The organism is Nocardioides sp. WG-D5 (genome assembly GCF_054031175.1).
On the sequence record NZ_CM132928.1, the window covers coordinates 2830001 to 2856232 of the forward strand.

33 protein-coding genes are annotated in these 26232 nt (G+C 69.2%); 13 read left to right on the forward strand and 20 right to left on the reverse strand.

The genetic code is table 11. The features are described from left to right. Positions 1–272 precede the first annotated feature (272 nt). Positions 273–641, reverse strand: a complete 369-nt coding sequence (locus ACWZJV_RS13730; RefSeq protein WP_457181835.1) for a VOC family protein — start codon at positions 639–641, stop codon at positions 273–275. Positions 642–724: 83 nt separating this feature from the next. Between ACWZJV_RS13730 and ACWZJV_RS13735 the strand changes: the two genes are divergently transcribed. Then, positions 725–1258 carry a TetR-like C-terminal domain-containing protein gene (locus ACWZJV_RS13735; protein WP_457181836.1) on the forward strand — a complete coding sequence of 178 codons (534 nt, stop codon included), beginning with the start codon at positions 725–727 and terminating at the stop codon, positions 1256–1258. 14 nt (positions 1259–1272) lie between these two features. Here the strand turns inward: ACWZJV_RS13735 and ACWZJV_RS13740 are convergent, their stop codons facing one another. Both ACWZJV_RS13740 and ACWZJV_RS13745 read right to left on the reverse strand, forming a co-directional pair. Further along, a complete protein-coding gene (locus ACWZJV_RS13740) occupies positions 1273–1668 on the reverse strand; it encodes a TIGR03618 family F420-dependent PPOX class oxidoreductase (RefSeq protein ID WP_457181837.1) in 396 nt (131 codons plus the stop codon). Between the two features lie 22 nt (positions 1669–1690). Further along, on the reverse strand, positions 1691–2281 hold the full coding sequence (locus ACWZJV_RS13745) for a dihydrofolate reductase family protein (RefSeq protein WP_457181838.1): 591 nt from the start codon (positions 2279–2281) through the stop codon (positions 1691–1693). A 94-nt stretch (positions 2282–2375) separates the two neighbouring features. Here ACWZJV_RS13745 and ACWZJV_RS13750 point away from each other — a divergent pair, with 94 nt between their 5' ends. Further along, the gene (locus tag ACWZJV_RS13750; protein WP_457181839.1) at positions 2376–2846 is read left to right on the forward strand and encodes a winged helix-turn-helix transcriptional regulator; all 471 of its coding nucleotides are present in this window, start codon (positions 2376–2378) and stop codon (positions 2844–2846) included. Here the strand turns inward: ACWZJV_RS13750 and ACWZJV_RS13755 are convergent. Beyond that, positions 2835–3212: a winged helix-turn-helix transcriptional regulator gene (locus ACWZJV_RS13755; RefSeq protein ID WP_008355308.1), complete on the reverse strand. Its 378-nt coding sequence runs from the start codon at positions 3210–3212 to the stop codon at positions 2835–2837. The two genes, ACWZJV_RS13750 and ACWZJV_RS13755, sit on opposite strands and share 12 nt — an antisense overlap. An 89-nt stretch (positions 3213–3301) precedes the next feature. Here ACWZJV_RS13755 and ACWZJV_RS13760 point away from each other — a divergent pair, with 89 nt between their 5' ends. Then, positions 3302–4147: an NmrA family NAD(P)-binding protein gene (locus ACWZJV_RS13760; RefSeq protein ID WP_457181840.1), complete on the forward strand. Its 846-nt coding sequence runs from the start codon at positions 3302–3304 to the stop codon at positions 4145–4147. A 2-nt stretch (positions 4148–4149) separates the two neighbouring features. Here ACWZJV_RS13760 and ACWZJV_RS13765 read toward each other — a convergent pair whose 3' ends face one another. After that, positions 4150–4644, reverse strand: a complete 495-nt coding sequence (locus ACWZJV_RS13765; RefSeq protein WP_008355311.1) for a GNAT family N-acetyltransferase — start codon at positions 4642–4644, stop codon at positions 4150–4152. A gap of 122 nt (positions 4645–4766) precedes the next feature. On the opposite strand from ACWZJV_RS13765, the gene ACWZJV_RS13770 reads away from it, so the two are divergent. Next, positions 4767–6344: a flavin monoamine oxidase family protein gene (locus tag ACWZJV_RS13770; protein ID WP_457181841.1), complete on the forward strand. Its 1578-nt coding sequence runs from the start codon at positions 4767–4769 to the stop codon at positions 6342–6344. 26 nt (positions 6345–6370) lie between these two features. Further along, a complete protein-coding gene (locus ACWZJV_RS13775) occupies positions 6371–7000 on the forward strand; it encodes a Rid family hydrolase (RefSeq protein WP_457181842.1) in 630 nt (209 codons plus the stop codon). Positions 7001–7072: 72 nt separating this feature from the next. Here ACWZJV_RS13775 and ACWZJV_RS13780 read toward each other — a convergent pair whose 3' ends face one another. Continuing rightward, positions 7073–7291 carry a hypothetical protein gene (locus ACWZJV_RS13780; RefSeq protein WP_040754833.1) on the reverse strand — a complete coding sequence of 73 codons (219 nt, stop codon included), beginning with the start codon at positions 7289–7291 and terminating at the stop codon, positions 7073–7075. A gap of 74 nt (positions 7292–7365) precedes the next feature. Next, positions 7366–8778 carry a flavin-containing monooxygenase gene (locus tag ACWZJV_RS13785; protein WP_457181843.1) on the reverse strand — a complete coding sequence of 471 codons (1413 nt, stop codon included), beginning with the start codon at positions 8776–8778 and terminating at the stop codon, positions 7366–7368. 147 nt (positions 8779–8925) lie between these two features. On the opposite strand from ACWZJV_RS13785, the gene ACWZJV_RS13790 reads away from it, so the two are divergent. Further along, on the forward strand, positions 8926–9129 hold the full coding sequence (locus ACWZJV_RS13790) for a (2Fe-2S)-binding protein (RefSeq protein WP_008355320.1): 204 nt from the start codon (positions 8926–8928) through the stop codon (positions 9127–9129). Positions 9130–9218: 89 nt separating this feature from the next. Beyond that, entirely contained in the window at positions 9219–9707 is a 489-nt protein-coding gene (gene bfr, locus ACWZJV_RS13795; RefSeq protein WP_008355323.1) for a bacterioferritin, read from the forward strand. A 33-nt stretch (positions 9708–9740) separates the two neighbouring features. Here the strand turns inward: bfr and ACWZJV_RS13800 are convergent, their stop codons facing one another. The 4 genes from ACWZJV_RS13800 to ACWZJV_RS13815 all read right to left on the reverse strand — a co-directional run bounded on the left by ACWZJV_RS13800 (position 9741) and on the right by ACWZJV_RS13815 (position 13265). Beyond that, positions 9741–10127 carry a VOC family protein gene (locus ACWZJV_RS13800; protein WP_457181844.1) on the reverse strand — a complete coding sequence of 129 codons (387 nt, stop codon included), beginning with the start codon at positions 10125–10127 and terminating at the stop codon, positions 9741–9743. An 11-nt stretch (positions 10128–10138) separates the two neighbouring features. Continuing rightward, the gene (locus tag ACWZJV_RS13805; RefSeq protein ID WP_008355326.1) at positions 10139–10729 is read right to left on the reverse strand and encodes a hypothetical protein; all 591 of its coding nucleotides are present in this window, start codon (positions 10727–10729) and stop codon (positions 10139–10141) included. 143 nt (positions 10730–10872) lie between these two features. Next, complete coding sequence (gene glpK, locus ACWZJV_RS13810; RefSeq protein WP_457181845.1) at positions 10873–12390, reverse strand: glycerol kinase GlpK; 1518 nt, start codon at positions 12388–12390, stop codon at positions 10873–10875. Between the two features lie 56 nt (positions 12391–12446). Continuing rightward, complete coding sequence (locus ACWZJV_RS13815; RefSeq protein WP_008355330.1) at positions 12447–13265, reverse strand: MIP/aquaporin family protein; 819 nt, start codon at positions 13263–13265, stop codon at positions 12447–12449. Between the two features lie 181 nt (positions 13266–13446). On the opposite strand from ACWZJV_RS13815, the gene ACWZJV_RS13820 reads away from it, so the two are divergent. Then, positions 13447–14217 carry an IclR family transcriptional regulator gene (locus ACWZJV_RS13820; protein ID WP_457181846.1) on the forward strand — a complete coding sequence of 257 codons (771 nt, stop codon included), beginning with the start codon at positions 13447–13449 and terminating at the stop codon, positions 14215–14217. Further along, positions 14214–15728: a glycerol kinase GlpK gene (gene glpK / locus ACWZJV_RS13825; RefSeq protein WP_457181847.1), complete on the forward strand. Its 1515-nt coding sequence runs from the start codon at positions 14214–14216 to the stop codon at positions 15726–15728. The genes ACWZJV_RS13820 and glpK (ACWZJV_RS13825) overlap by 4 nt, the downstream gene beginning before the upstream one ends. Before the next feature lie 13 nt (positions 15729–15741). Here glpK (ACWZJV_RS13825) and ACWZJV_RS13830 read toward each other — a convergent pair whose 3' ends face one another. Genes ACWZJV_RS13830 through ACWZJV_RS13840 form a run of 3 tightly spaced genes read right to left on the reverse strand, consistent with a single transcriptional unit; the run spans position 15742 to position 17657 of the window. After that, a complete protein-coding gene (locus tag ACWZJV_RS13830; protein WP_457181848.1) occupies positions 15742–16068 on the reverse strand; it encodes an ArsR/SmtB family transcription factor in 327 nt (108 codons plus the stop codon). Further along, a complete protein-coding gene (locus ACWZJV_RS13835) occupies positions 16065–16544 on the reverse strand; it encodes an ATPase (protein ID WP_457181849.1) in 480 nt (159 codons plus the stop codon). The genes ACWZJV_RS13830 and ACWZJV_RS13835 overlap by 4 nt, the downstream gene beginning before the upstream one ends. A 30-nt stretch (positions 16545–16574) precedes the next feature. Then, positions 16575–17657 carry a TDT family transporter gene (locus ACWZJV_RS13840; protein ID WP_457181850.1) on the reverse strand — a complete coding sequence of 361 codons (1083 nt, stop codon included), beginning with the start codon at positions 17655–17657 and terminating at the stop codon, positions 16575–16577. 70 nt (positions 17658–17727) lie between these two features. Between ACWZJV_RS13840 and ACWZJV_RS13845 the strand changes: the two genes are divergently transcribed. Next, a complete protein-coding gene (locus ACWZJV_RS13845) occupies positions 17728–18621 on the forward strand; it encodes a LysR family transcriptional regulator (protein WP_457181851.1) in 894 nt (297 codons plus the stop codon). 40 nt (positions 18622–18661) lie between these two features. Here ACWZJV_RS13845 and ACWZJV_RS13850 read toward each other — a convergent pair whose 3' ends face one another. The 6 genes from ACWZJV_RS13850 to ACWZJV_RS13875 form a co-directional block, all read right to left on the reverse strand. Next, positions 18662–19435: a MerR family transcriptional regulator gene (locus ACWZJV_RS13850; RefSeq protein ID WP_457181852.1), complete on the reverse strand. Its 774-nt coding sequence runs from the start codon at positions 19433–19435 to the stop codon at positions 18662–18664. Positions 19436–19475: 40 nt separating this feature from the next. Next, positions 19476–20240, reverse strand: coding sequence for an ABC transporter permease (locus tag ACWZJV_RS13855; protein ID WP_008355346.1), 765 nt, complete (start codon positions 20238–20240; stop codon positions 19476–19478). Beyond that, positions 20240–21028: an ABC transporter ATP-binding protein gene (locus ACWZJV_RS13860; protein ID WP_008355348.1), complete on the reverse strand. Its 789-nt coding sequence runs from the start codon at positions 21026–21028 to the stop codon at positions 20240–20242. Before ACWZJV_RS13860 ends, ACWZJV_RS13855 begins: the two co-directional genes overlap by 1 nt. Positions 21029–21107: 79 nt before the next feature. Further along, positions 21108–22664, reverse strand: coding sequence for a hypothetical protein (locus ACWZJV_RS13865; protein WP_457181853.1), 1557 nt, complete (start codon positions 22662–22664; stop codon positions 21108–21110). 142 nt (positions 22665–22806) lie between these two features. Then, positions 22807–23280: an agglutinin cell wall attachment protein gene (locus ACWZJV_RS13870; protein WP_457181854.1), complete on the reverse strand. Its 474-nt coding sequence runs from the start codon at positions 23278–23280 to the stop codon at positions 22807–22809. A 192-nt stretch (positions 23281–23472) separates the two neighbouring features. After that, positions 23473–23922 (reverse strand): Lrp/AsnC family transcriptional regulator, encoded by a 450-nt coding sequence (locus ACWZJV_RS13875; protein ID WP_008355362.1) that lies wholly within the window; start codon positions 23920–23922, stop codon positions 23473–23475. A gap of 72 nt (positions 23923–23994) precedes the next feature. On the opposite strand from ACWZJV_RS13875, the gene ACWZJV_RS13880 reads away from it, so the two are divergent. Genes ACWZJV_RS13880 through ACWZJV_RS13890 form a run of 3 tightly spaced genes read left to right on the forward strand, consistent with a single transcriptional unit; the run spans position 23995 to position 26232 of the window. Then, complete coding sequence (locus ACWZJV_RS13880) at positions 23995–24654, forward strand: LysE family translocator (RefSeq protein WP_457181855.1); 660 nt, start codon at positions 23995–23997, stop codon at positions 24652–24654. A gap of 40 nt (positions 24655–24694) precedes the next feature. Continuing rightward, entirely contained in the window at positions 24695–25153 is a 459-nt protein-coding gene (locus tag ACWZJV_RS13885) for a MerR family transcriptional regulator (RefSeq protein ID WP_457181856.1), read from the forward strand. Positions 25154–25185: 32 nt separating this feature from the next. Further along, positions 25186–26232 (forward strand): NAD(P)-dependent alcohol dehydrogenase, encoded by a 1047-nt coding sequence (locus ACWZJV_RS13890; RefSeq protein WP_457181857.1) that lies wholly within the window; start codon positions 25186–25188, stop codon positions 26230–26232.

The window sequence follows — 26232 nt, forward strand, 5'->3', positions numbered from 1 at the left end:
TCGATTCGAAGATCAACATCTAGAACACCCTGGCTCGAGCGATGCTCGAAGAGTGGAGGTGGCCGCTCCGGGGCCGGAAGCCCGCCCGAAGACTCGCGCTTGCTTCCCGCCGCACCCTGGCGACTCGGAGAACACTACACACACCCTGACGCCGTTTCAAATCGCCAGAGCAACTTTTTTCGTGCGATGTTCTGACGCCCACTGTAGACCCCCGGGACAAGGCCCCGTGGCCGTTTGCCCACACGGCCGCAGGACCCTGACGTCCCTCTCGGTCAGGCGGGCGTGAACAGCTCGACCGCGTTGCCGGCCGGGTCCTCGATCACGGCCTGGGCACCGCCCCTGCCGTCGATGCGGCTGGTGCGTACCCGGGCTCCGGCTTCGCTCAGCCGCCGGAGCTCCTCGTCCACGTCGGGCACCTCGAGCTGGATACGACTCCAGCCACCGGGGCTGGGCAGCTTCCCGTCGTCTGAGGCGTGCCCGGCGCCGCCGGCACCGGCGGTGTTCAGCATCAGCCTCAGGCCGTGCCCCTCGAGCATGGCGAAGCCGCCGGCTCTGGGTCCGACGTCCTCGAAACCGAGCTCGCGGTAGAACGCGACCGCCGCAGGGATGTCGTCGACGATGTAGCGGAATCCAGGAATCATCTGTCTCTCCTCTCTGCAACACTACTGTTGCATAGTAGGCTCCCGACATGGCTTCTCGTCAAGGGCGAACGGACCCTCGGGTGGTGCGCAGCCGCGAGCGAGTGCTCGAAGCGGCGCTCGCGGAGCTCGCCGAGCGTGGATACGGCGGATTCAGCATCGACGGTGTGGCGACGCGCGCCGGCGTCGCACGGAGCACCATCTATCGGCTCGGCCACGACCGGCTCAGTCTGATCGCGGACGCGATGGAGACGCTCAACGTCCAACCGCGCCCCGAGGCAGGTGGCCAGGACCCGCGAGCGGACGTGGTCGCGATCGTCGCCCATCTCGCCTCCGCCATGCAGTCGTCCCTGATGTCCGACTGTCTCCCTGCGGTGCTCGACGGTGCCGAGCGCGACGCCGGACTGCGGGAGCTGCATCACCGTTACAGCGCCCAGCGGCGTACGCGGCTGGTCGATGCTCTCGTCCGGCTGAAGGAATCGGGGCAACCGGTCGGGGATCCGGAGCGGGCGGCGGAGGCGCTGGCGGGGGCGGTGTTCTACCGGCGGCTGATGACACCGGTGCCGCTGCGTACGGACGAGGTCGAGGGGTTGGTGGCGACCGTTCTCGGGGAGCGGTGACGCGAAAGGAGGGATCAGCCGACGCCGATGTGCTGGTGGTCGAGCTCGATCAGCGCGATGGCGCGGTCGCCGAACGCGTCGACCTCGCGGGGATAGGGAGCGCCGGTGTAGCGGGTGGCGATCTCGTCGATGATCTCCCAGCGGCTCTCGTCCTCGACCCAGCCGATGACCCGGCCACGGAGGATGACCGGCATGTAGTCGTTCGCCGCCGGCGCCAGGGAGAGCGCGATGCGCGGGTCGGCCTTGAGGTCGCGGTACTTGCGGGCGCGGTTGCCGGTGAGGAAGACGACGTGGTCGCCGTGGGTGCCGGTCCATACCGGGGAGGTTCGCGGAGCGCCGTCGGGGCCGATGGTGGCGACGTGGGCCAGCTCGGTGCCCTCGAGGAAGGGGCGTACGTCGGGGTCGATCATGGCTTCTCCTTGGCAGTGGTGGTCAGCGGATGACGCGGTAGTGGAGGTGGGTGACGCCGGACGCGGGGACGACGTCGACGATCTCGAGCGCGATGTGCTCGGGGAGCTCGTTGAAGAAGCGGCGGCCGGAGCCGAGGAGCACCGGGACCTGGTGGAGGACGATCTCGTCCACCAGTCCGGCCCGCAGCGCTTCGGTCACGACGCCGCCGCCCATGAGCCCGACGTCCTTGCCGCCTGCCTGCTCCTTCGCGACGGCGATCGCCTCCTCGATGGTGGTGGTGAAGGTCTGCCGGTCGTGGTCGGCCGGAGCGGGTCGGTGGGAGAGGACGACCAGGGGTGCCGTGGGGTGCGGCGCACCACCCTTGTCCCAGCCCGAGTCGTCGTAGGTGTTGCGCCCCGCGACGCTGACACCGTCGCGAGCGGCCAGCGCGTCGAAGACACGCGCGCTCGGCTCGGAGAGCTTGAAGCCGTCGAAGACCTGGCTGGGGGTGTCGCCGTCGAAGTACCACTCGAAGAGGACGCCACCATCGCCCAGACCGCGGCCGGGGCCGGGATCCCGTCCGGTGATGAAGCCGTCGACGGAGACCGAGAGTGCTGCGAGGACCTTGCTCATGACGGCTCCTGGAGAGTCGGGGTTTCCTGAAGAGACTCAGCGACCATAGCACTTCTGAGTTCCTTCAGGGAACCCCAAATGGTAGATTCGGATCATGCAACGTACGAACTTCGGCGACATGGCCTGCTCGATCGCGCGCACGCTGGACGTGATCGGCGAGCCGTGGTCGCCGCTCGTGCTGCGCGACATCTGGGTGGGCATGAACCGCTTCGACCAGATCCAGGCGGATCTCGGGATCTCGCGGAAGGTGCTCACCGAGCGGCTCGGGCACCTGGTCGAGCGCGGAGTGCTGGAGCGGCGGGCGTACGACAGCCGGCCGCGCTTTGAGTACGTCCTGACCGAGAAGGGCCGCGAGCTGGTCGACGTCCTGATGGTGATGGCCGGGTGGGGCGACAAGTGGCTCGCGGGCGAGGCCGGGCCGCCCGTCCTCTACCGGCATCACGCCTGTGGGGAGATCGGCCGCGTCGATCTGCGGTGCACCCACTGCGGTGGGCCCATGCACGCCGACGACGTCGAGGTGCTGGCCGGGCCGGGGGCTGCGCCGGAGCCGGCCTCAGCGGGGTAGCGGGCCGGTGTAGGCCTGCCGGGCGGTCTCCACGGCCGGCATGTTGGTCTCCGACCAGGTGCCGACGGCAGCGAAGACCGGCTGGAGGCTGCGGCCCAGGTCGGTGATGTCGTACTCCACGCGGGGCGGGACCTCGGCGTGGTAGCGGCGCTCGACGAGACCGTCGCGCTCGAGCTGGCGCAGGCGCTGGGTGAGCACCTTCGACGAGATCGTGCCGAGGCGGCGCTCGAGCTCCACGAAGCGCTGGGTGCCGTACTCGTGCAGGGCCCACAGGATCGGTGTCGTCCAGCGGCTGAAGATCAGCTCGACCGCGGGCGCGATCGGGCAGGCCTCCACCGGCTCGTCGGCGCTCGGGTGCCAGGTCATGTCGCTCCAATACTTACCTTGGGGAACCCACTGTATCGAGGGATCTAACGTCGGTGCACACAGATCCCACGTATGAATGGAGACCCTCGATGATCGTCATCACCGGAGCGACGGGGAACGTCGGACGCCCCCTCGTCGAGCTGCTGGCCGACGCCGGACACACCGTCACCGCCGTCTCGCGCGCACAGTCGGCGCCGCTGCCGGCACGGCCCGGAGTCGTCACCGCGGAGGCCGACCTCTCCGACGTCGCGACCCTGGCGCCGGCCCTGGCAGGTGCCGATGCGCTCTTCCTGCTGGTCAGCGGCGCCGGCGCTCACGTCGACGGCCCGGCCCTGATGAAGCATGCCGAGGCCGCAGGCGTACGCCGGGTCGTGCTGCAGTCCTCCCAGGCCGTCGGCACCCGGCCGGGGACGCCGTCCCACGCGCCGCTCGTCGAGCTCGAGGACGCGGTGCGGGGCTCGGCGATGGAGTGGACGATCCTGCGACCGGGCGGCTTCGCGAGCAACGCGCTCGCCTGGGTGCCGATGGTCAAGGAGACGAACACCGTCCATGCGCCCTTCGGCGACGTCGCGCTTCCCGTGGTCGACCCGCTCGACATCGCCGAGGTGGCCGCGGCGGCGCTGACCGAGGAAGGTCACGCGGGACGGACGTACGAGATCACCGGGCCGGTCGCGATCACGCCTCGCGAGCAGGTCGCGGAGATCGCGGCGGCGACCGGGCGGGCGGTGGAGTTCGTCGAGCTGACGCCGGAAGCGGCGTTGCGCCAGATGGCTGCGTTCATGCCACCGGCCGTCGCCGAGGGGACGCTCGCGATCCTCGGACACCCGACCGACGCCGAGCGGGCGGTCAGCCCGCACGTCGAGGAGGTCCTGGGCAGGCCGGCCCGCGGCTTCGGGGAGTGGGCGCGGCGGTTCGCCGCTGCGTACGAGGCCTGAGATCAGAGGCCGCCGGCGGCGCCGAGCTCCTTCAGCTCGGCGCCGTCGATGCGGTGGACCTCCCACTCGTCCTGGGGGACCGAGCCGAGGGAGCGGTAGAAGGCGATCGAGGGCTCGTTCCACTTCAGCACCCACCACTCGAGGCGGCGCCAGTCGTTCTCGACGCAGATCTCGGCGAGGCGTACGAGCAGGGCCTTGCCGGCGCCGGCGCCGCGGTGCTCCGGGTCGACGAAGAGGTCCTCGAGCCAGATGCCGTTGCGGCCGGTCCAGGTGGAGAAGGTGACGTACCAGACCGCCATGCCGATGACCGTGCCGTCCTCCTCCGCGATCAGGCAGTGGGTGGTCGGGGTGCCCGACTCGGGGAAGAGAGCCGCCGCGAAGTCGGCCTCCGTCGCCTCGACCGCGTCGGGCTCCTTCTCGTAGACGGCCAGGGCGTGGACGAGGCGGAGGATCTCGGGTACGTCGGCGGGAGCTGCATCGCGGATGGTGACGGTCACGGTGCCGATCCTAGAGCTACTCGCGAGTTGGGGAACACGTGTTCTAGCGAGACACAGACGCAATGGCGGTGCAACAAACCCTCTTTACCTTGCGGGGTGCCCCCAACAGATTGGAACCCCACATGACTCAGTCACGTCGGAACTTCCTGCGCAACGTCGGCCTCGCCGGCGGAGCAGGCGTCATGTTGCACAGCATGGGTGCCCTCGGGCTCACCTCCGCGCACGCCGCGGAGACACCCGATTTCACTCCTCCAAAGCCCGCGGACCTCGCCCGGGCCGGCAGCAAGTCGGTCGTGATCCTCGGCGGTGGCGTCGCCGGGCTGACCGCTGCGTACGAGCTGCTCAAGGGCGGCTACCGGGTCACCGTCCTCGAGGGACGCGACCGGCCGGGTGGCCGAAACTTCACTGTCCGTGGCGGCACCCGCGTCACCGATCTGAAGGGGGTCACCCAGGTCGCCGGGTTCTCCCAGGGCCAGTACATGAACGCCGGGCCCGGACGGCTGCCACAGAGCCACATCACCCTCGACTACTGCAAGGAGCTGGGCGTCCCGATCGAGGCGTTCACCAACCAGAACGCCAACGCGCTGCTCTACTACCCGGGTGACCACGGCATCGGCGCTGTCCAGATGCGCCACGCCAAGGCGGACACCTACGGCTATGTCTCCGAGCTGCTCGCGAAGGCGACCGACAAGGGCGCCCTGGACGAGGAGCTGACCGCAGCCGACAAGGAGGCGCTGATCGCGTTCCTGAGGAGCTTCGGCGACCTCGGCACCAAGGCGGAGGGGTACGCCTACACCGGCTCCAGCCGTGCGGGCTACACCGTCGAGCCGGGTGCCGGTCAGGAGTCCGGCACCGAGGTGGCGCCCCACGCGATGAGCGCGGTCCTCGCGGCCGGACTGGGTCAGTACTTCTCGTTCGAGTTCGGCTACGACCAGGCGATGATGATGTATCAGCCGGTCGGCGGCATGGACGCGATTCCGAAGGCCTTCGCCAAGGCCATCGGGGCGCGCAACATCCGCTACGGGGCGGAGGTCGTCGAGTGGAACAACACCTCGACCGGCGTCTCCGTCGCCTACAAGGCTCGTGGGCGGACCGAGGTCATCGAGGCGGACTTCGCGATCAACTGCATGCCGCCGCAGATCGCCGCCAAGATCCCGCACAACCTCGGCGCCGACATCACCGCGAGCCTGAAGTCCTTCGGGCCGTCGAACGCGGGCAAGATCGGGATCGAGTACGACCGGCGCTGGTGGGAGGAGGACTTCCGGATCTACGGCGGGATCACCAACACCCGCCTCGACCTGCGCAACATGTGGCATCCGTCGTACGGGTTCAACGGTGACAAGGGCACCATGATCGGCTACTACAACACCGGTAGCGCGGCGGACACCTACGGTGCTCTGACCCCTGCCCAGCGGCTCTCCCGCGCGGTGGACATGGGCAAGCAGATCTTCGGCGACGTCTACGGCGAGGGCATCACCGCCTCCTACAGCCAGGACTGGAAGTCGGCGAAGTTCTCGGAGGGGGCCTGGGCCTACTCGACGACGGCGGACACCGATCCGCTCTACACGCGGCTGTTGGACGCCACCGGCAACACGTACTTCGCCGGCGACCACCTCAGTCACGCGGTCGCCTGGCAGCACGGCGCGATCACGGCCGCCCGGGCAGCCGTCGAGAAGCTGCACGCGCGGGTGACGGCATGATGTCGCCGCGTACGAAGGTGGTGGCTGTGGTCGGGTTGACCGCGGCTCTGGTGGCACCGACAGCTGCGGTTGCGGGGAGCAAGTGGTCGCCGTTCCCGCCGCGTGGCGGGGAGACGATCTCGGTGCTGCCGGCGGGTCAGGACAACCCGTCGATCGCCAACGGTGTCGCGATCGGGCCGGCGGCCGCGATCTACAAGACCAGCGGGCTCGGACCGTCGCGGTTGAACACCGGGGCGACCGGCGAGCAGGCCTACATCGACACCGAGGTGTTCCCCGGTGGCCAGCTGCCACCGGGCGTCACGATCACCGAGGCGCAGGGGATCAACGTGCTGCGCCGGATCGGGGAGAACCTCGCGGCGGCCGGCCTCTCCTACGAGGACGTGATCACGATGCGCGTCTTCCTGCAGAACCCCGCGGGCGAGGCGAAGATGGACTTCGCGGGCTGGAACCGGGCCTATCGGCAGTTCTTCGCGAACACGTCGGTCTCGACCGGCGAGGTCATCCCGGTGCCGCTCGGCACCGCTCCGCCCGCCGAGCCGATGGTCACCAACCCGGCCCGGCCGTCGCGGTTCGCGCTCGAGATCGAGAACCTGCCGGTGGACGGCTGGCTCGTCGAGGTGGAGGTCGACGCGGCCTATCCGGTGAAGAGGAAGTAGGCCTCGGACACAGAGATCGCCCTCCTCGAGCAGTGCTCGGGGAGGGCGATCTCTGTTCAGCTCAGACCGAGGTCAGAGCTTGGCAAGCTTGGGGAAGGGGCTGGGAATGCGAACCAGCTGGGGACCGAAGTCGACAGTGACTGCGGCCGTTTCCTTGTTGACGACCCGACCCAGGCCGAATGAGTCGTGGGAGACCAGGTCTCCGGACTCGAACTGCTCAATGACCGGCTCGGGATCAGTCTTGAACGGACTCGCGGCGAAGTGTCGCCGCCGGGGGGTTGAGGTAGTCATCTCTTCGAGTATGTGGCCTACCACACGCATAAGGGAAGGAACAGATCGGGCACAAAGACCCATCAGGACGGTTCTCAAGCGGGTGCGTAGTCGGCTTTCCGGTAGCTGGCGCTGCGTCGGTAGTGGGCGGAGATGCTGGGCCAGTTGGTGGTGATGCGGCCGTTCTTCTCCCGATACCAGGAGGTGCACTTGCTCCAGACGCTGTCGGCCAGCTGGTCCTGGATCCGGGCGTCGTAGGCCTCCTCGACCTCCGCCCGGACCTCGAGCGGGCCGGCCTCGGCGACGTGGTCGGCGTAGCGGCCGAGGTAGCGGGCCTGGGTCTCGAGGAAGTAGATGATCGAGCCGCCGCCGGTGTTGGTGTTGGGGCCGTACATGATCAGCAGGTTGGGGAACCCGGGGACGGTCATGCCGTGGTAGGCGTGGGCGCCGTCCTTCCAGTGGGTGTGCAGGTCGCGGCCCTGGGTGCCGGCGATCGTCATCGGGGCGAGGAAGTCGGTCGCCTTGAAGCCGGTGCCCCAGATGATGACGTCGACCTCGTGGTGCCGGCCGTCGGCGGTCGTGACGCCGGTCGGCGTGATCTCGGTGATGTCGTCGGTGATCACGTCCACGTTGGGCTGGGCGAGGGCGGGCAGGTAGTCGTCGGCGAAGAGGACGCGCTTGCAGCCGAACGGGTAGTCGGGCCAGACCTTCTCGAAGAGCCCCGGCTTGGCCGCGGTCTGCGCCTTCATGTGCCGCTTGGACCAGGTGCGCATGACCGCGGAGAGCGGCTTGATGTGGAAGGTCGTGGTCAGCCACTCGGCCTGGGTCCAGATCTTCGCGCGGTCGAGCAGCTGCGGGAGGCGGCGGGCGGGATCGGTGCGCTCGAAGTCCTTGCGCGGCACGATGTAGGGCGCCGAGCGCTGGAAGAGGAGCACCTTCGCCGCGTCCTTCCGCACCTCGGGCACGAACTGGATCGCGCTCGCGCCGGTGCCGATCACCGCGACCCGCTTGCCGGCGAGGCTCAGGTCGTGGTTCCACTCGGCCGAGTGGAAGGCCTCACCGCGGAAGGTGTCCGCGCCGGGGATGCTCGGGATCGAGGGACGGGAGAGCTGACCGACGGCAGGTACGAACAGGTCGACCGTCTCGGTCTCCCCCGTGCCGAGGTCGAGCTGCCAGGTCTTCGCCTCGTCGTCCCAGCGCGCGGCCGTCACCTCGGTGTCGAACCGGATGTGGCGGCGTACGTCGTACTTGTCGACGACCTTGTGGATGTAGTCGAGGATCGCCGGCTGGCGGGAGAACTTGTGGGGCCAGTGCGGGTTGGGCTCGAAGGAGAAGGAGTAGAGGCTGGACGGTACGTCGCAGGCGGCTCCCGGATAGGTGTTCTCGCGCCAGACGCCACCGACGTCACCGGCCTTCTCGAACACGACGATGTCGTCGTGACCACGCTTCTTGAGCTCGATCGCGGCGGCCAGGCCGCCGAAGCCGGTGCCGATGACTGCGATGCGCAAGAGAATCCTCCGAGGGCCGGGAGCGTGATGTGACCTGGACCATACCGGGAGAATGTGAATCTGCGCGCGGGGTCGACCGAGTGGCAAGAAAGGTAAGAACTGAGACCTCCTCTCGTCACCGCGCTTAGGGTCGGCTAACCTAATCTCATGATCGTCTGCCAGTGCCGAGTCGTCACCGACCGTGACGTCGACGCCGCGCTGGCCGACGGAGCCCGTACGGTCAGCGCGATCTGCCGCTCCACGGGCGCCGCTCAGGACTGCGGCTCGTGCATCTTCTCGGTGAAGAAGCTGGTCACGCAGCACCTCGCGCAGGAGTGCTCGCACCTGGCGGCCGACGGCGCTGCTAGCTGACCCACCGCAACCGGTCGCAAACTGAGTCTGTCCTCACTCCCGGGGTGCCGTGCGAGTATCGGGACAGATCCCGTTACCGGAGGTGCGTCATGCAGCCAGTCGATCCACGCGTCGTCGAGCTCCTCAACGAGGCACTCACGTTCGAGCTCACCGTCACCAACACCTACTTCCTGCATGCCCGGATGCTCGACAACTGGGGCCTGCCGAAGCTCGGGAAGGTGTTCTACGACCTCTCCATCGACGAGATGCGCGACGCGGACGACCTGATCAACCGGATCCTGATGTTCGACGGCCACCCGAACGTGCAGCGGCTCAACGCGATCCAGGTCGGCGAGACGGCCCAGGAGATGCTCACCCTCGCCCTGGAGAGCGAGCGGGCCGCGGTGGCGCAGTTCAACGCCGGCGGCGACGAGTGTCACCAGCTCGGGGACCACGGCACCGCTGCCGTCTTCGAGGAGATGGTCCGCGACGAGGAGAAGCACGCCGACTGGTTCGAGTCCCAGCTCGACGCGATCGACCGCGTGGGTCTCCAGCAGTACCTGGCCCAGCACGTGGCTGCGGGCGAGGGCCCCGGCTGAGCCGGGACCACCGCTCCGTCGCAGGTGCCCGCCTCAGGCAGGCACCATGTCGTCGATGCAGAGGATGTTGTCCTCGCTGTCCTTGAACCACGCGGCATGCCCCTCCGGGCCCATCCCGGCCACGTCTCCGTCCCAGGTCACACCGGGCATGTCGTAGTGCTCGAACGTGACGCCCTTGGCCCCGAGGTCGTCGACCTCCTTGCGGACGTCGGCGACGTGGAACTGGGCGATCGTGTGTCCGGCCTTGCCCGCCTGGTCGGTCTCGTAGAGGTGGAAGGACGTCCCGCCGGACGTCTTGTAGACCAGGCCGCCGGGGTTCTCGTCGGCCGGCTCCAGCCCGAGCTTGTCGGCGTAGAAGCGACGCGCCCGCTCGAGGTCGGCGGCCGGGATGTTCGCCATCACCTTGCTGTCGGTCAGCATCACGGCCTCCTTCAGGCGCTCTCGAACCACGGGTGGTGGAGGTCGTAGAAGGTCGCGCCCTTCATCACGTAGTCGAGCTCGCGGCGTACGTCCTCCGGGGGCTCGACCTTCTCGCGCTCGCGCGCCTCGGCCTCGCTGGTGAAGGCGACCGTCTCGATGAAGCTGCCGTCCGGCTCGATCGCGAGAGTGCCGCCGAGGATGTCGGGGCGCGCCTCGTGCAGCTGGGTGGTGTCGGCCAGCATCGCCTTGAGCCGGCTCGGGTCGTCGACCCGGCCGCGGATGATCTGCACGAACCCGGCGTCGTCGGAGCCGCCGTCGAAGAGCAGCGTGACGTCGTCGCAGTCGTGGTACTCCATCGGCCCGTCCATGACCTCGGCCATCCTCGCCGCCCACTCCCCCTGCTCGGGACGGTCGGAGTTGGCCATCGCCGCCTCACGGGACTCGAAGCGGACCACTCCGCAGAGCTGGCCGTCGTCGGTGAACCCGTAGGTTCCGCCGAGCCACCCGGTCGCGCCCGGCGCCAGGTCGCGCCGCCACTCGTCGAGCAGCCGGTGGGCCTCGTCCTGCCGGGTACAGGGCGCGTGAATCATCTGGATGAACATTGCTGCCTCCTGGTCGTCGGTGTGCCAACGGACCGGTCGAGGCAGGGTCCGGGCCCCGGCCGGGCCCATTCGCAACGTACGTCGGCCGGGGCGCCCCGCGCATACCCCAAACAGGGCCCTTTTCAGACGATCGGCCGGGACCGTCAGTCGACGTCGACCCAGTTCAGCGTGCGGTCCACGGCCTTGCGCCAGCCCGCGTACCCGGCCTCGCGCTGCTCCTCGGACCAGGCCGGCTGCCAACGCTTGGACTCGTTCCAGTTCTGACGCAGCTCGTCGGTGTCCTTCCAGAACCCGACGGCGAGGCCGGCCGCGTAGGCGGCTCCGAGCGCGGTCGTCTCGGCGACCACCGGACGGCTGACCTCGACCCCCAGGACGTCGGCCTGGATCTGCATGCACAGCTCGTTCACGGTGACGCCGCCGTCGACCTTGAGCACCTCGAGGCGTACGCCGGAGTCCTTCTCCATCGCGTCGGCGACGTCGCGGCTCTGGTAGCAGATCGACTCCAGGGTCGCCCGGGCGATGTGGCCGCTGGTGTTGAACCGGGACAGGCCGACGATCACGCCGCGGGCGTCCGAGCGCCAGTAGGGGGCGAAGAGGCCGGAGAAGGCCGGGACGAAGTAGACCCCGCCGTTGTCCTCGACCTCCTTGGCCAGCGTCTCGGACTGGGCGGCGTTGCTGATCACCCGCAGCTGGTCGCGCAGCCACTGCACCGCGGAGCCGGTGACGGCGATCGAGCCCTCCAGGGCGTACGTCGGGGGCTGGTCGCCGAACTGGTAGCAGACCGTGGTGAGGAGGCCGTTCTCGGAGCGTACGAGCTCCTGGCCGGTGTTGAGGAGGAGGAAGTTGCCGGTGCCGTAGGTGTTCTTGGCCTCGCCGGCGTCCAGGCAGACCTGGCCGACCATCGCCGCCTGCTGGTCGCCGAGGATGCCGGTGATCGGGATCTCGCCCTTGAGGGGTCCGTTCGCGAGCGTGGTGCCGTAGGCGTTGGGCTCGGAGGAGGGCCGGATCTCGGGGAGCATCTGGCGCGGGATGTCGAAGAAGCCGAGCAGCTCGTCGTCCCAGTCCAGCGTCTCGAGGTTCATCAGCATGGTGCGGCTGGCGTTGGTGACGTCGGTGACGTGCACGCCGCCGTGAGGTCCGCCGGTCAGGTTCCAGACGACCCAGCTGTCGGTGGTGCCGAAGATGGCGTCGCCGCTCTCCGCGGCCTCGCGGACGCCGTCGACGTTCTCCAGGATCCACTGGATCTTGCCGCCGGCGAAGTAGGTCGCGGGCGGGAGGCCGGCCTTGCGGCGGATGATGTCGCCGCGCTCGTCCCGGTCGAGGGCGGCGGCGATCCGGTCGGTGCGGGTGTCCTGCCAGACGATCGCGTTGTAGTAGGGCCGGCCGGTCTTCCTGTTCCACACGACCGTGGTCTCGCGCTGGTTGGTGATGCCGAGCGCGGCGATGTCCTTGTCCGTGAGTCCCTTGCGGCCGAGCGCGGTCTGGATGACCGAGCTGGTGCGCTCCCAGATCTCCACCGGGTTGTGCTCCACCCAGCCCGCCTTCGGCATGATCTGCTCGTGCTCGAGCTGGTGGCGGGCCACCTCGTTGCCACCGTGGTCGAAGATCATGCAGCGGGTGCTGGTGGTGCCTTGGTCGACGGCTGCGACGTAGTCGGGCATGTCGGTCCTTTCGGGTTCTTGCTGTGTCCAGGGATGTCGGGCGGGGCGATCGGTGGTCAGGCGGCGGCGGGCAGGTCGCTGGTCTCCTCAGCCTCCTCCTCGGCGGGCAAGAAGCGTGCGATCAACACCTTGTACGCTCCGGCACCGATGAGTCCACCGACAAGCGGGGCCACGATCGGGATCCAGAAGTAGAGATCGCCGGCGGCGGTCACCCAGGCTCCGTCGTAGCCGGTGACGAAGGAGGCCAGTCGCGGCCCGAAGTCGCGGGCGGGGTTGATGGCGTAGCCGGCGTTGGTGCCCCAGGCCATGCCGATCCCGACGATCACGAAGGCGATCGCGACGGGCGAGAACCAGGCGATCGGCGCCGAGTTCTTCGCGTCGGTGATGGCCATGATGAGGAACAGCAGGATCGCGGTGCCGATCACCTGGTCGGCGAAGGCCGTGGTGAGGGTGACGCCGAGCGCGGCGTCGCCGTTGCCCGGGAGCGTCGAGAAGATGCCCTGGGTGGCGTGGGTGTGGCCGGGGTCGACGCTGGCGATGGCGTCTCCGTAGGCAGCGCGGACGATCAGGGCACCGACGAAGGCGCCGAGGATCTGGGCGATGCTGTAGGGCAGCACCTTGCGCCACTCGAAGTCGCCGAACACCGCCATGGCGAGGCTGACGGCCGGGTTGAGGTGGGCGCCGCTGATCCGTCCCGCGGTGTAGATGCCCAGCATCACCCCGATGCCCCAGGCCCAGGCGATCGAGTCGTGGTCGCCGAGGCCGCCGTCGCCGGTCACGACCTGCGCGACCACGCCGACGCCGAAGAGGATCAGGATCATCGTCCCGGCGAACTCGGCGCTGAGCTCCCCGATGAGCTTTCTGTCTGTCTTCATGCGCTGCTCCTGCCGTGTGGGGTCTGGCGGACCTGTGCACCGTAGGGAGGCGTGACGGGCGTCACAACGGGGTGCGTTCGACATCGCCGAACGCGGCCGTGTTTCACCGGGTGGCACCCGGTCGGTCCTGGATCGTCGAACCCGGTGCCCGGAATTTGTTCGGCCCCTACGCTTTTACCCAATGTCTCGGACCGTGCAATCCGTCGAGCGGGCGGCTGCGCTGCTACGCGTGCTCTCCGCCGAGAGTGAACCGATGGCTCTCGGTGAGCTGGCGGCTGCGGTGGGGCTGGCCAAGCCGACGGCGCACGGGTTGCTGCGTACGTTGGCGGGGGCCGGGTTCGTCGACCAGGAGCCTGCGACCGGGCGCTATCTGCTGGGCTCCGGGCTGCTCCATCTCGGGTCCGTGACCCTGGACCTCAACGAGCTGCGCTCGGAGACGCTGAACTGGGTGGACACGCTGGCGGCGCGTACGGGAGAGGAGGCGCGGATCGCGGCCTACCGCGACGGCGCTGCCGTGGTGGCGCACCATGTCTTCCGGGCGGGGCCGGGGGTGCAGGTGATGGACACCGGCCGGTCGCTCCCGCTGCACGCCACCGCCCTCGGGAAGGTGCTGGTCGCGTTCGATCCCGGCGCCGCCCGCAGCGTCGTCGGACAGCCGCTGGACCGGCTGACCTTCCGGACGATCACCGACCGGTCGGCGCTGCTGCGGGCGCTGGCGGACGCGCGCGACACCGGGTGGGCCTCGGCCGTCTCCGAGGCGCGCCCGGAGCTGGCCGGGATCGCGGCTCCGGTGCGCGACCGGGGCGGGTACGTGGTGGCGGCCGTGGGCATCGCAGGGCCGGTGATGCGACTGTGCGACGCACGTGGACTGCCTCGCTCGGATCTCGTCGAGGAGGTCGTCGGCGTCTCCAGATCGATCTCGCGGGCGCTCGGTCACGGCCGGGCGGCATGAGTGTTCCGCGGTACGTGGCCGCGCTCGACCAGGGCACGACCTCGACCCGGTGCATGCTCTTCGACCGCGAGGGACGGATGGTCTCGCTGGCACAGCGGGAGCACCATCAGCACTATCCGCGCGCGGGCTGGGTCGAGCACGACCCCATGGAGATCTGGGACATCGTCCGCCGGGTGATGCCGGAGGCGCTCGCGGATGCGGGTGCTTCCGTGGACCAGGTCGTCGGGCTCGGGATCACCAACCAGCGCGAGACCACGGTGGTGTGGGATCGGCACACCGGTCGGCCGGTCCACAACGCCATCGTGTGGCAGGACACCCGGTCGTCCGCCGTGCTGCCCGCTGTCGCCGCCGACATGCCCGAGACGGAGATCCAGGCTCGGAGCGGGCTGCCGTTGGTGACGTACTTCTCGGGGCCGAAGGTGCGCTGGCTGCTCGACTCGTCTCCGGCGTTGCGGGAGCGGGCGGAGCGCGGGGACCTGCTGTTCGGGACGATGGACTCGTGGCTGGTCTGGAACCTGACCGGCGGGCCAGCCAACGGCACTGTCGGCGGGGCGCACGTCACCGACGTGACCAACGCCAGCCGGACGATGCTGATGAACCTCAGCACGCTCGACTGGGACCCGGAGCTGCTGGCGGCGATGCGGGTGCCGCGGGCGATGCTCCCCGAGATCCGGCCGACGGTCTCCTCCTTCGGGACTACGGTCGCGCCGATCGCGGGGATCCCGCTGACGGCGGTGATCGGCGACCAGCAGGCCTCGCTGTTCGGGCAGGCCGGGTTCGACCGGGGCGACGCGAAGTGCACCTTCGGCACCGGTGGGTTCCTGCTCCTCAACACCGGCACGTCGCCGGTGCGCTCGCAGCACGGCCTGATCACCACGGTCGCGCACGCGATGGAAGGTGAGCCTGCTGCCTATGCGCTCGAGGGCTCGATCGCCGTCGCCGGCTCGCTCGTGCAGTGGTTCCGCGACAGCCTCGGGCTGATCCGCTCGGCCGCGGAGATCGAGACTCAGGCACTGACCGTCCCTGACAACGGTGGCTGCTACGTCGTCCCGGCGTTCACCGGCCTGTACGCACCGCACTGGGAGCCCGATGCCCGCGGTGTGATCGTCGGGCTGACCTCGTACGTCACCAAGGCGCATCTGTGCCGCGCCGTCCTCGAGGCCACCGCCTGGCAGACCCGCGAGGTCATCGACGCGATGAACGCCGACGTGTCTGCGCCGCTGGAGCGGTTGGCGGTCGACGGCGGCATGACCGCCGACAACCTGCTCATGCAGACGATCGCCGACTTCCTCGACATCCCCGTCGTACGTCCCATGGTCGCCGAGACGGTCTCCCGAGGTGCCGCCTACGCTGCCGGTCTCGGGGCCGGCTACTGGCCCGACCGGCAGGTCCTGCGACGGCACTGGCGCCGGGCGGCCGAGTGGCGGCCCGCCATGTCCGCCGCCGCCCGGGACGCCGAGTTCGCTCGGTGGCGACGGGCGGTCGAGCTCGCGATCGGGTGGGGTGCGTAAGACCTCTCTTGCGTCAGTCGCCCGGCGACTCGGCGAGGGACTTGAGGGCGCGGAGCCTGGTGTCCCAGGCGCTGCCGATGCGGTCGAGCTCGTGAGCGAGGGCGTTGAGGCGGGAGCCGAGGGCGGCGTAGACGATCTCGCGGCCGCGGCGCTCGGCGGTGACGAGGCCTGCGTCGGAGAGTACGTCGAGGTGCTTGACGATCGCCTGGCGGCTGACCGGGAGCACCCGGGCCAGGGCGGAGGCGGACATCGTCTCCTGCCCCAGCCGGGTGAGGATGTCCCAGCGGGTCTGGTCGCCCAGGGCCGCGCACATCTCGGGAAGGGTGGGTGTGGTGGTCACGCGCGCGCCTCGGCGTACGTCTTGGCGACCTCGAGCTCCATGGCCCAGCCGTTGTCGTTGCCCTCGCGCTCCTTGAGCCAGACCGCGGGGTCGTCGGACAGGGTGGAGAAGCCGCTCTCCAGGACCTCGAGGGTCACCCCGCCAGCCGGGTTGTCCTTGATCCAGAACTCGACCAGGGTGCCCTCGGTGACGTCGCGGAACGGGGTGCCGAGCCAGCGGAACGCGGCGTAGCGCGGCTCGTCGAGCTCGACCGTGCGGAATCGGAACTCACCCATCGTGGGGTGGGTGACGACGGCGACCTCGGTGCCGTCGGGTGCGGTCTCGACGCGGGTGTCCGAGTCGTCGAGAACGGTGCCGTCGTTGACGAACCACCCCGGGCGGGTGATCAGTGACCAGACCTTCTCGGCGCTGGCCTCGATGTCGATCTGGCGGCTGATGCTGTCGAGCTCGGCGAGCTCCTCGGCGGTGTGAACCATGGGTCCTCCTCAGATAGTGGAACTGCAACCTCAGTGTTGCACTTCCATCAGCATCTTGCAACCTTCTGGTTGCAATACCGGTTGGTCGGCGAAGAGCCGCAGGGTCGCGTACGCAGCGGCGAGCCACCCCACCAACAGTCCGAGCGCCGCAACCGCGGCCCCGATCTCGAAGAGCGCGAGGCCGGTCGCGGCGGCGAGTGCGCTGCTGCCCGTGGCGACCGTCCCGACCGGGAACGTGAACGACCACCAGGTCGCCGCCACCGGCAGGCCGTCACGGACCTGGCGCACCGTCAGTGCGAGCGCCAGCACGCTCCACAGCACGGTGAAACCCCACACCGGCACGCCGTAGCAGACCGCGAGCATGCTGAGGGCGTGCCCGTAGCCGGGCACCACCGAGGGCGCGAGCACGCCGAGGTGATGGACCGCCGTGGTCGACTGGCCGAGGAAGCCGAGCACGATCCACACCGTGGGCACGGTTGCCGGAGCCAGCGCCCCGTGACGGATCAGCCGCTGCCACAGCTGGTTGAGCACCAGGAACCCGGCGATCACGGTCAGCCCGAAGAGGGCGTAGCAGACGAGAAGAAGGGTCTCGCGCGCCTCGCCGGCCGGGAGGTGCGGCACGAGAGCGGCGCCGGTCGTCGCCGAGACCATCGGCGGCACGACCGGCATCAGCCACGCCCCGCTGGCACTGTCGTCGGCGACCACGTGGCGGGTGATCGCCCGGTAGGGCACGGCCATCGCGGTCCCCAGGCCGAGGAGCGTGCCCGCCGCCCACAGGACCGCGCCCAGCCCGACCGCCGCGCCGGCACCGAGTACGTCGACCCCGACCCCGACCGCGCCGGCCCCGACGGTCATCAGTGCCATCGCCGGGGCTCCGTAGAAGTGGGACATCACCGGGTCGTCGTAGTGACGGCGCAGCAGCGAGCTGTCCTGCCGGACGGCGTGCAGCATCACCGCCACCGTGGCCGTCAGGAGGAGGCTCGCCGCCAGCCAGAACGCCAGCGCGACCGGCATCGCCCCCGGCACCCGGAAGGGAAGGCCGGGCAGGACGACGGCGACGATGCCGGTACCCATCGTGGCTGCGTACCAGTTCGGACCGTAGGGGAGCCTCATGTCTCCATGCTCGGCGCGGGCGCGCGGCGCCGGTAGAACCCAGATGACTGTGGGCTCACAGGGATAACCTGTGAGCGTGCTGCCCGACCTTCCGTCCCTGCGTCTGCTCGCCGACGTCGCCCGCCTGGGCAGCATCGGCGCCGCGGGCCGGGCGGCGGGCATATCGCAGCAGTCCGCCTCGGAGCGGCTGCGGGCGATGGAGACCCAGGTCGGGCTGGTGCTGGTGCAGCGGGCGCGGCGCGGATCGGCGCTGACCCAGGCGGGGAAGCTGCTGGTCGAGTGGAGCGTCGACCTGCTCGAGCGCGCCGACGAGATCGAGACCGCACTGCAGACGCTGCGAAGCGGCCGCTCCGACGAGCTGCACGTGCACGCGTCGATGACGACGGCCGAGTATCTGCTCCCCCGCTGGCTCGTACGCCTGCGGCAGCAGCGCCGGGTGGCGGTGAGCCTCCGGGCCGCGAACTCCGAGGACGTCGTCACCGCCGTACGTCAGGGCGAGGCGGACCTGGGCTTCGTCGAGGGTCCGGTCGACACCGCGGGACTCGCCACCGCGAAGGTCGGGGTCGACGACCTCGTGCTGGTCGCGGCGCCCGATGACCGCTGGGCCCGACGCCGCGCCGGGATCAGCCCGCGTGAGCTCGCGACCCGCCCGCTGACCTGTCGCGAGCACGGCTCCGGCACGCGGGCAGTCGTCGAGTCAGCGTTGGCAGCCGTGGGCGAGCGGCTGGCGGATCCCGAGGTGGAGTTCGCGACGAACGCCGCGATCCTCGCCGCCGTCCGCGCGGGCGGATCGCCGGCGTTCGTGTCCAGCCGGGCGACCCAGGCCGACGTCGACCTCGGCACCCTGGTCCGGGTGCCGGTGGCAGAGCTGGACCTGTCACGGGAGTTCCGAGCCGTATGGGTCGGTGGCGGTCGCCCGCCCGCGGGACCGGTCCGCGACCTCCTCGCGATCGCCGGCGCCTGAACCGCCGGAGCACCCCGGGGCACTCCGGGACGTACGTCTTCTAGTCCCGGATCCGCTCGAGCTTGGTCCAGCCGGTGTAGCCGCGCTTCTCGACCAGGCGCATGAGGTCGCGGGCGACGGGGACCTGCTCGACGAACATCGAGTCGAGCAGGGCGGCGAGCTCGTCGGGCATGGCCTGGTCGCCATCGACGTAGGCGGCCCAGTCCTCGTCGGAGACCGCGTTCATCTGGGCGACGATCTGGTCGGCGATGGTCTCCAGACGGGGGTCGCCCGGCTCCCAGTCGAGCATGGCCTCCAGCTCGCGGTAGGTATCCACGACCGACGGGTCGTCGAGCTGGCCGACCTTGTTGCGGATGAACGCCTCCATGCTCTGCGGCTGCTGGGCGGCGACGAGGATCCAGGCGTCGCGCTCGCCCTGGATCATCCGCTCCGGGATGCCGAGCTCGCGCATCCGCTCCAGATAGGCGACCGCCTCCGGCGGGAGGGCGAGGCCGTCACCGTGGACGAGGCGGGCGATCCGCTCGCGGTGGGCCTGCCGCTCGCGGATCTCGAGACGGAGGCGCTTGTCGATCTCGGCGACGGCCTTCTTGAAATCGTCGTCGCCGGCGTCCAGCAGCTCCTTGACACGGGAGAGCGGGACGCCGGCGTCGGCGAGGATGCGGATCTTGATCAGGTCGACCACAGCAGCGGCGTCGTAGCGTCGGTATCCCGAGTGGTCGCGCTCTGGCTCCACCAGCAGCCCTTTGGCGTGGTAGTGGCGCACGGCCCTGACGGTGACACCGGCGTACGACGCCAGCTGGCTGATCGTGAGCATTCCCGAATAGTGACGGGAAGGCCCGGGTTTGTCGCGTGGTTTAGGCAAACTTGCGGCGGTAGGCGGCGGTGGCCAGGACGTACGCGACGACCAGCAGGCCGACGCACCAGGCCAGTGCGATCCACAGCTCGTTGCCCAGGTCCTGACCGGCGAAGATCGCCCGGATGGAGTCGACGATCGAGGTGACCGGCTGGTGCTCGGCGAAGGCTCGCACCGGTCCGGGCATCGTGTCGGTCGGCACGAACGCCGAGCTGAGGAAGGGCAGGAAGATCAGCGGGTAGGAGAACGCGCTGGCTCCCTCGACCGTGCCGGCCGTCAGGCCCGGAACCACCGCGAGCCAGGTCAGCGCGAGGGTGAACAGGGCCAGGATGCCGACCACCGCGAGCCAGTCGAGCACGCTCGCACTGGTGCGGAAGCCCATCAGCAGGGCGACGAGCACCACCACGACCAGCGAGATCATGTTCGCGACCACCGAGGTGAGCACGTGACCCCACAGCACCGCGGACCGAGCGATCGGCATCGACTGGAACCGGTCGAACATGCCGCCGTTCTTGTCCTGGAAGAGACGGTAGGCGGTGTAGGCGATGCCGGAGGCGATCGTGATCAACAGGATGCCCGGTAGCTGATAGCTGACGTAGCTCTCGTGGGAGCCGGTGTCGATCGCGCCGCCAAAGACGTACACGAACATGAGCATCATGGCGATCGGGGTGATCGCGGTGGTGACGATGGTGTCGGGGCTGCGGCCGATGTGTCGCAGGGAGCGGCCGAGCAGGACGGCGGTGTCGCCGAAGAATCGGGTGTTCATCATGACTCCTTCACGGGGGTGGCGGACGCGCCGTTGGACTTGCTGGTGATGGCGAGGAAGATCTCCTCGAGGGACGGCTGCTTCTCGACGTACTCCTGCTTGGCCGGCGGGAACATCGCCTTGAGCTCGGCGAGGGTGCCGTTGGCGATGATGCGGCCCTCGTGGAGGATCGCGATCCGGTCGGCGAGCTGCTCGGCCTCCTCGAGGTACTGCGTGGTGAGCAGGACCGTCGTGCCGCTGTCGGCGAGCTCCTTGACGGTGGCCCACACCTCGATCCGCGCCTCGGGGTCGAGGCCGGTGGTCGGCTCGTCGAGGAAGATCACCGGCGGGTTGCCGATGAGGCTCATCGCGATGTCGATCCGGCGGCGCATACCACCGGAGTACGTCGCGACCTTGCGGTTGCCGGCCTCGGTGAGCGAGAACCGGGCGAGGAGCTCGTCGGCGACCGCGCCCGGGTTCTTCTGGCGGAGCAGCTTGGCGATCAGGATGAGGTTCTCGCGGCCGGTCAGGATCTCGTCGACGGCGGCGAACTGGCCGGTGAGACTGATGGACGTGCGTACGTCCTGGGCCTGGGTCGCGACGTCGAAGCCGTTGACCGTCGCCTGGCCGCCGTCCGCCTTGAGGAGCGTCGTCAGGATCTTCACGGTCGTGGTCTTGCCGGCGCCGTTGGAGCCGAGGAGGGCGAAGATGCTGCCCTTCTCGACGCTCAGGTCGACGCCCTGGAGGACATGTACGTCGCCGTAGGACTTGGTCAGTCCGGCGATCTCGATTGCTGGTGTCGGGTTCATGTCGAATAGCGTCGAGGGTTGACGCTGGGTCAAGGTCAAGCGAAAGTTCTGACCTTTTTTCGACCGCCCCGTCGGGACGTCAGCTGACCGCCCGCTCGAAGAGCTCACGGCGGTTGTCGCCGGTCGATGAGTAGGGCTCGAGCGCGAGGTCGAACCACTTCCAGTCGATCCTGAGCCCGGCCCGCTCCAGCGCGTGCTGCACGAACACGCGACGTGCATGGGTGTCGCCGTCGGCAGGGGACCCCGAGCTCATGAAGGGCTTGGCGCGCGCCAGCTCCGGCGCTGCGGCGGCCAGGACATCTGCGGCCGTCTCGGCGGTGATCTCACGCAGAGCGGCCAGCGCCGGCTCGAGGTCGACATCGAGGTCGGGGCGTACGACTCCGGCGGCCTCGTCGATGTCGTGGAACAGCTGCCGGTGGATCGCCGACCAGTGCTCCAGGTCGAAGGTCCGTCGGACCAGCTCGGGGTGGGCGACCAGATCTGCCGCACGGAACGCCGCCACGGTGCGCGGCAGACCCCACTCGCCTCGGTCGGCCACGCGGCGTACCTCCTCATCGGCACCTCTGGCGCCGACGAGGATCCCGGCACAGTCGGTGATGAAGGCGGGAGGGAGCGTGGTCGACAGCACGATCGAACGAAGCTCGGCATGCTGCCGCGGGGTCAGCGCGTGCTGCTGAGCGACATCGCGAACGGCCTCGGCGAGCGGGAACAGACCGTTCTCGGTCCTCTGCAGGACCTTCTCCACCTCCGGGTAGGGAACCTCGACGTACTCCGGCTGCAGATCCGCCGCGAGACCTTCACGGACCAGCTCGTCGAAGTCCTCGGCGGGAACGCCGTCGACCTCGACCGCACGGATGGGGTTGTGGTTGGTGATCGTCGCCGTCACGACGACCTCGCGGTCGGTGGCAGGCAGCAGCCACGCACGGACCGTCTCGTCGAGGATCGTGTGCCAGTCCCCTTCAAGCGCCCAGTCGATCGCCTCGTACCCCTGTGCTGCGCGCCAGGCGTCGAACTCCTCCGGCACGTCGCCGTCGTTGAAGCCGAACTTGGAGAACAGCGATTCCCAGTCGAGCTGAAGATGGTGGGGCCGGGCGTAGGACCGGAACGGTCGGGCGAGCTCCAGCTCGAGACCGCCGAACGCGTACGGATCTCGGCGTAGCGCCATCAGACCGTCGGTCAGCAGGTCGTCCACGCAGCCGTCACACAGAAGATCGGTGACTGCCAGCGATCCCGCCGGGCGGACCAGCTCGATGTTGCAGACGTCGCAGCGAGCCGTCGAACGAGCTGTCCGCTGCCACCACCGCGCGGCTTGGTCCCTCCAGAGCCGACGCAGCGCGGCGACATCCTCCAGGTCGAACGTGTCCGGGTCGAGGAGGCGGTAATGCAGGATCGCCCGCTTTCCCCGACAGCTCGGGCATGCTCTCACTCCGAACAGTGCCGTGGGCCACCTCGTCGCACAGTCGACGCACACGAGGGTGGACCCGATGAGGGCGCGAAGCTCTCGCGACTCAGCTCCGTACGCTTCGCGGAACCGCGCGATCAGCTGGGACAGTAGTGCCTTGTCCGTCGTCGCGACCGCGACGTCCACGTCGCCGAGCCGCGCAGCAGCGATGAACTCCTCGGCCTGGGCCGCCACTCGTCCAGGAACGAAACGGCTCAAACGATCGGTCAGTCGTCCCACGTCGTCCTCCTGGATACCGACCACCCATCTTGGGGAACGGCGAGAGCGACGTCAACGCCGTATCAGTCGTTGCTCTCGACCGCCGCTCACAGTCCGTCTAGAACGCTCTGCGCGCCTCCGCGACCTTCTGACGCAACCATTCTGGGGTGCTCTCCTCGTCGCGCGGAAAGGCTTCGAGGTCGAGGGCGTACAGCTCGGGGTGCACGGTGCGGCGCCACACGGGCTCGTCGTCGCGATTGAACGAGGCGTTGGCCGAGATCTTCTCGCCGTTGCCGTCGATGTTGGTGATGGTCCATCGCCCCGAGAACCAGGCGCCCCTTCCGGGCCGGTACATGACCCGCCTGAGCTCGTCGATCGACGGGACGACCACGTCCGGAGGCACGGAGTAGTCGATGTAGCCACCTGGTCGATGGATGTCGATGCGGCCGTTGGAGAGACCCAGGAGATTGCGGTGGTTGAAGACGAGCATCGTCCAGTCGCCGTCGACCTCGTCAGGGAGGCGGATGGCGATCTGCTCGAAGAGCTGTTCCTGCCGAACCACCGAAGGAGCGGTCACATCGATCACTGACATTGCCGAGCCCTTTCGTCGTCGGGGCGTACGTCCACAGTCACCCGATCCGGCTCCGGGACACCGAGGTCAGCAGTGTCTCGCACGACACCGGCACAGCGCTTCATCTCGCGGTCGAAGTCACACATCAGGAAGTCGGCCGGTTTGCCTTCGCTGGGCTTGCGAGCCGTGACGTACGTCTTCTGTTCTTGACGGTCAGTCGTTGCTCTTGACGGCCTTCATCGTGGGATGGGAGACCATGCGGTGGACGCCCGGGAGCGGGTACATCTTCTCGGTCTGGAAGCGTTCGAAGGCGTTGCTGTCGGCGACGTCGACGCGGATCACGTAGTCGATCTCGCCGTAGACGCGCCGCATCTCGGTGACCTCCTCGTAGGAGGCGACCTTCTCCTCGAACTGCTCGACGACCTCCCTGCTGGTCATCGTGATCTGGACGAGCACGTAGACGCAGAACTCCCGCCCCGAGGCCACCGGGTCCAACCGGGCCCGATAGCCGGCGATCACCCCGGACTCCTCCAGGCGCCTGACCCTGCGCAGACACGGCGCAGGTGTCAGGCCCACCCGAGAGGCCAGCTCGACGTTGCTCAACCGACCGTCGATGGTGAGTTCACGGAGAATTGCTCGGTCGGTGGCATCGATGCTCGTCATATTGCTCAGTATCCGCCACTGAGGACATTATCGGCAATCAAAGTGCGCCGAATGAGCGATAGAATGGCGTGCATGCTGGAACAACTGGTCGCCTTCGCGGCCACCTCGCTCGTCGTCATCGTCGTCCCCGGCCCGGACATGATGCTGACGCTGCGCAACGCCGCCCGCAGCGGACGCGCCGGGGCCCTCTGGACCGCGGCCGGCATCATGACCGGCCTCGCGATCCTCGGCACCGCCGCCGCCCTCGGCATCACCGCCCTGCTGACCGCCTCTCCCACCCTGTTCCAGATCGTCCGAATCGCCGGCGGCGCCTACCTCGTCTACCTCGGCGTCCAGGCCCTGCGCGCCTACGTCCGCGCCCGCCGCGAGCATCGGACCCCGGGCGTATCGGCAGCCGCAGCCGCCATCGGCCGCCCGAGGCCGGGTGGCATCGCACGCTCGGCATGCTTCCGCCAGGGCCTGCTCAGCAACCTCCTCAACCCGAAGGTCGCAGCCTTCTACCTCTCGCTGTTCCCGCAGTTCGACCTCTCGCCGCTGACGCCGCTCGCCCAGCACATCGCTCTCGCGGCGACCTTCTGGCTGCTCTGCCTGGTCTGGTACGCCGCGCTGATCACCGTCATCACCCGGCTCGCTCCGCGCCTGCAGTCACCGGCCTTCGCACGGCGTACCGAAGGGCTGGCGGGCACCGCGATGACCGGGCTCGGCGCGCTCGTGCTCACCGGGTCAGCGTGACCTTTGACTTCAAGTACTTGAAGTTCTTAGCGTCATCGACGTGACTGCATCGACGACTCGGACGTACACGATCCGGGAGGTGGCGACGCTGACCGGGCTGCCGGCCAGCACGCTGCGCTACTACGAGACGATCGGGCTGATCGAGCCGGTCAGCCGCGGCGCGAGCAGCGGCCACCGGGTCTACGACGAGACCGACCTGGACCGCCTGACCGGCGTCGCGTGCCTCGCCGCGATCGGCCTCTCGATCGACGACATGAGGACGTACGTCGGCAACAGCCGTCTCGGGCGCGACGGCGCGCGCGAGCAGATCGACATGCTCACCGAGCATGCCGCGCACCTCGCCCGGGAGGCCGAGTTTCTCGAGCTGCGGCGGGCGTACGTCGGTCTCAAGACCGACTACTGGCGAGCCGTCGCGGCCGGCGACGAGGTGCGCGCCGATGAGATCGGCGAGCAGGCACACGCGCTGGCAGGCCAGATCCGCAGCCGCGAGAACCACTGATCCACCCCCATCTCAGACCCAGGAGAACATCCATGCGCGTCAACGCGTACGCAGCCCCCTCCGCCGGCGAGCCGCTGGCCCCGACCACCATCGAGCGCCGCCCGGTCGGGGAGAACGACGTCCTCATCGCGATCGAGTACGCCGGCATCTGCCACTCCGACATCCACACCGTCAACGGCGACTGGGGCCCGCAGCCGTTCCCGGTCGTCCCGGGCCACGAGATCGTCGGCCGCGTCACCGAGGTCGGCTCCGCCGTCACCAACCACCAGGTCGGCGACCGCGTCGGCGTCGGCTGCTTCGTCAACTCGTGCCGCGAGTGCGACAACTGCCGCAACGGCGACGAGCAGCACTGCTCGACCCCCGGCGGCGGTGTCGGGACGTACGCCGCGAAGGACCGGGACGGCTCCTTCACCCAGGGTGGCTACTCCACCCACGTCGTCGTCGACGCGCACTTCGCGCTCAAGGTGCCGGAGGGCCTCGACCCCGCGGCTGCCACTCCGCTGCTGTGCGCCGGCATCACGACGTACGCCCCGCTGAAGCGGTGGGGCGCCGGCCCCGGCAAGAAGGTGGCGATCGTCGGGCTTGGCGGCCTCGGCCACATGGGCGTCAAGATCGCCCACGCGATGGGTGCCGAGGTCACGGTGCTCTCGCAGTCGCTGAAGAAGCAGGAGGACGGTCTGCGGCTCGGTGCCGACCACTACTACGCCACCTCCGACCCGGCGACGTTCGAGACGCTGAAGAACAGCTTCGACCTGATCGTGAACACGGTCAGCGCCGAGATCCCCGTCGACGACTACCTCGGCCTGCTCGCCGTGGACGGCACGCTGGTCAACGTCGGCGCCCCGCCCGCGCCGCTGAGCGTCAACGTGTTCTCGCTGCTCACCAACCGCCGCAACTTCGCGGGCTCGATGATCGGCGGCATCCCGCTGACCCAGGAGATGCTCGACTTCTGCGCCGAGCACGGCCTCGGCGCCGACGTCGAGGTGATCTCGGCGGACCAGATCAACGAGGCGTACGCCCGGGTCCTGGCCTCCGACGTGCGCTACCGCTTCGTGATCGACACGGCCACGCTGGGCTGA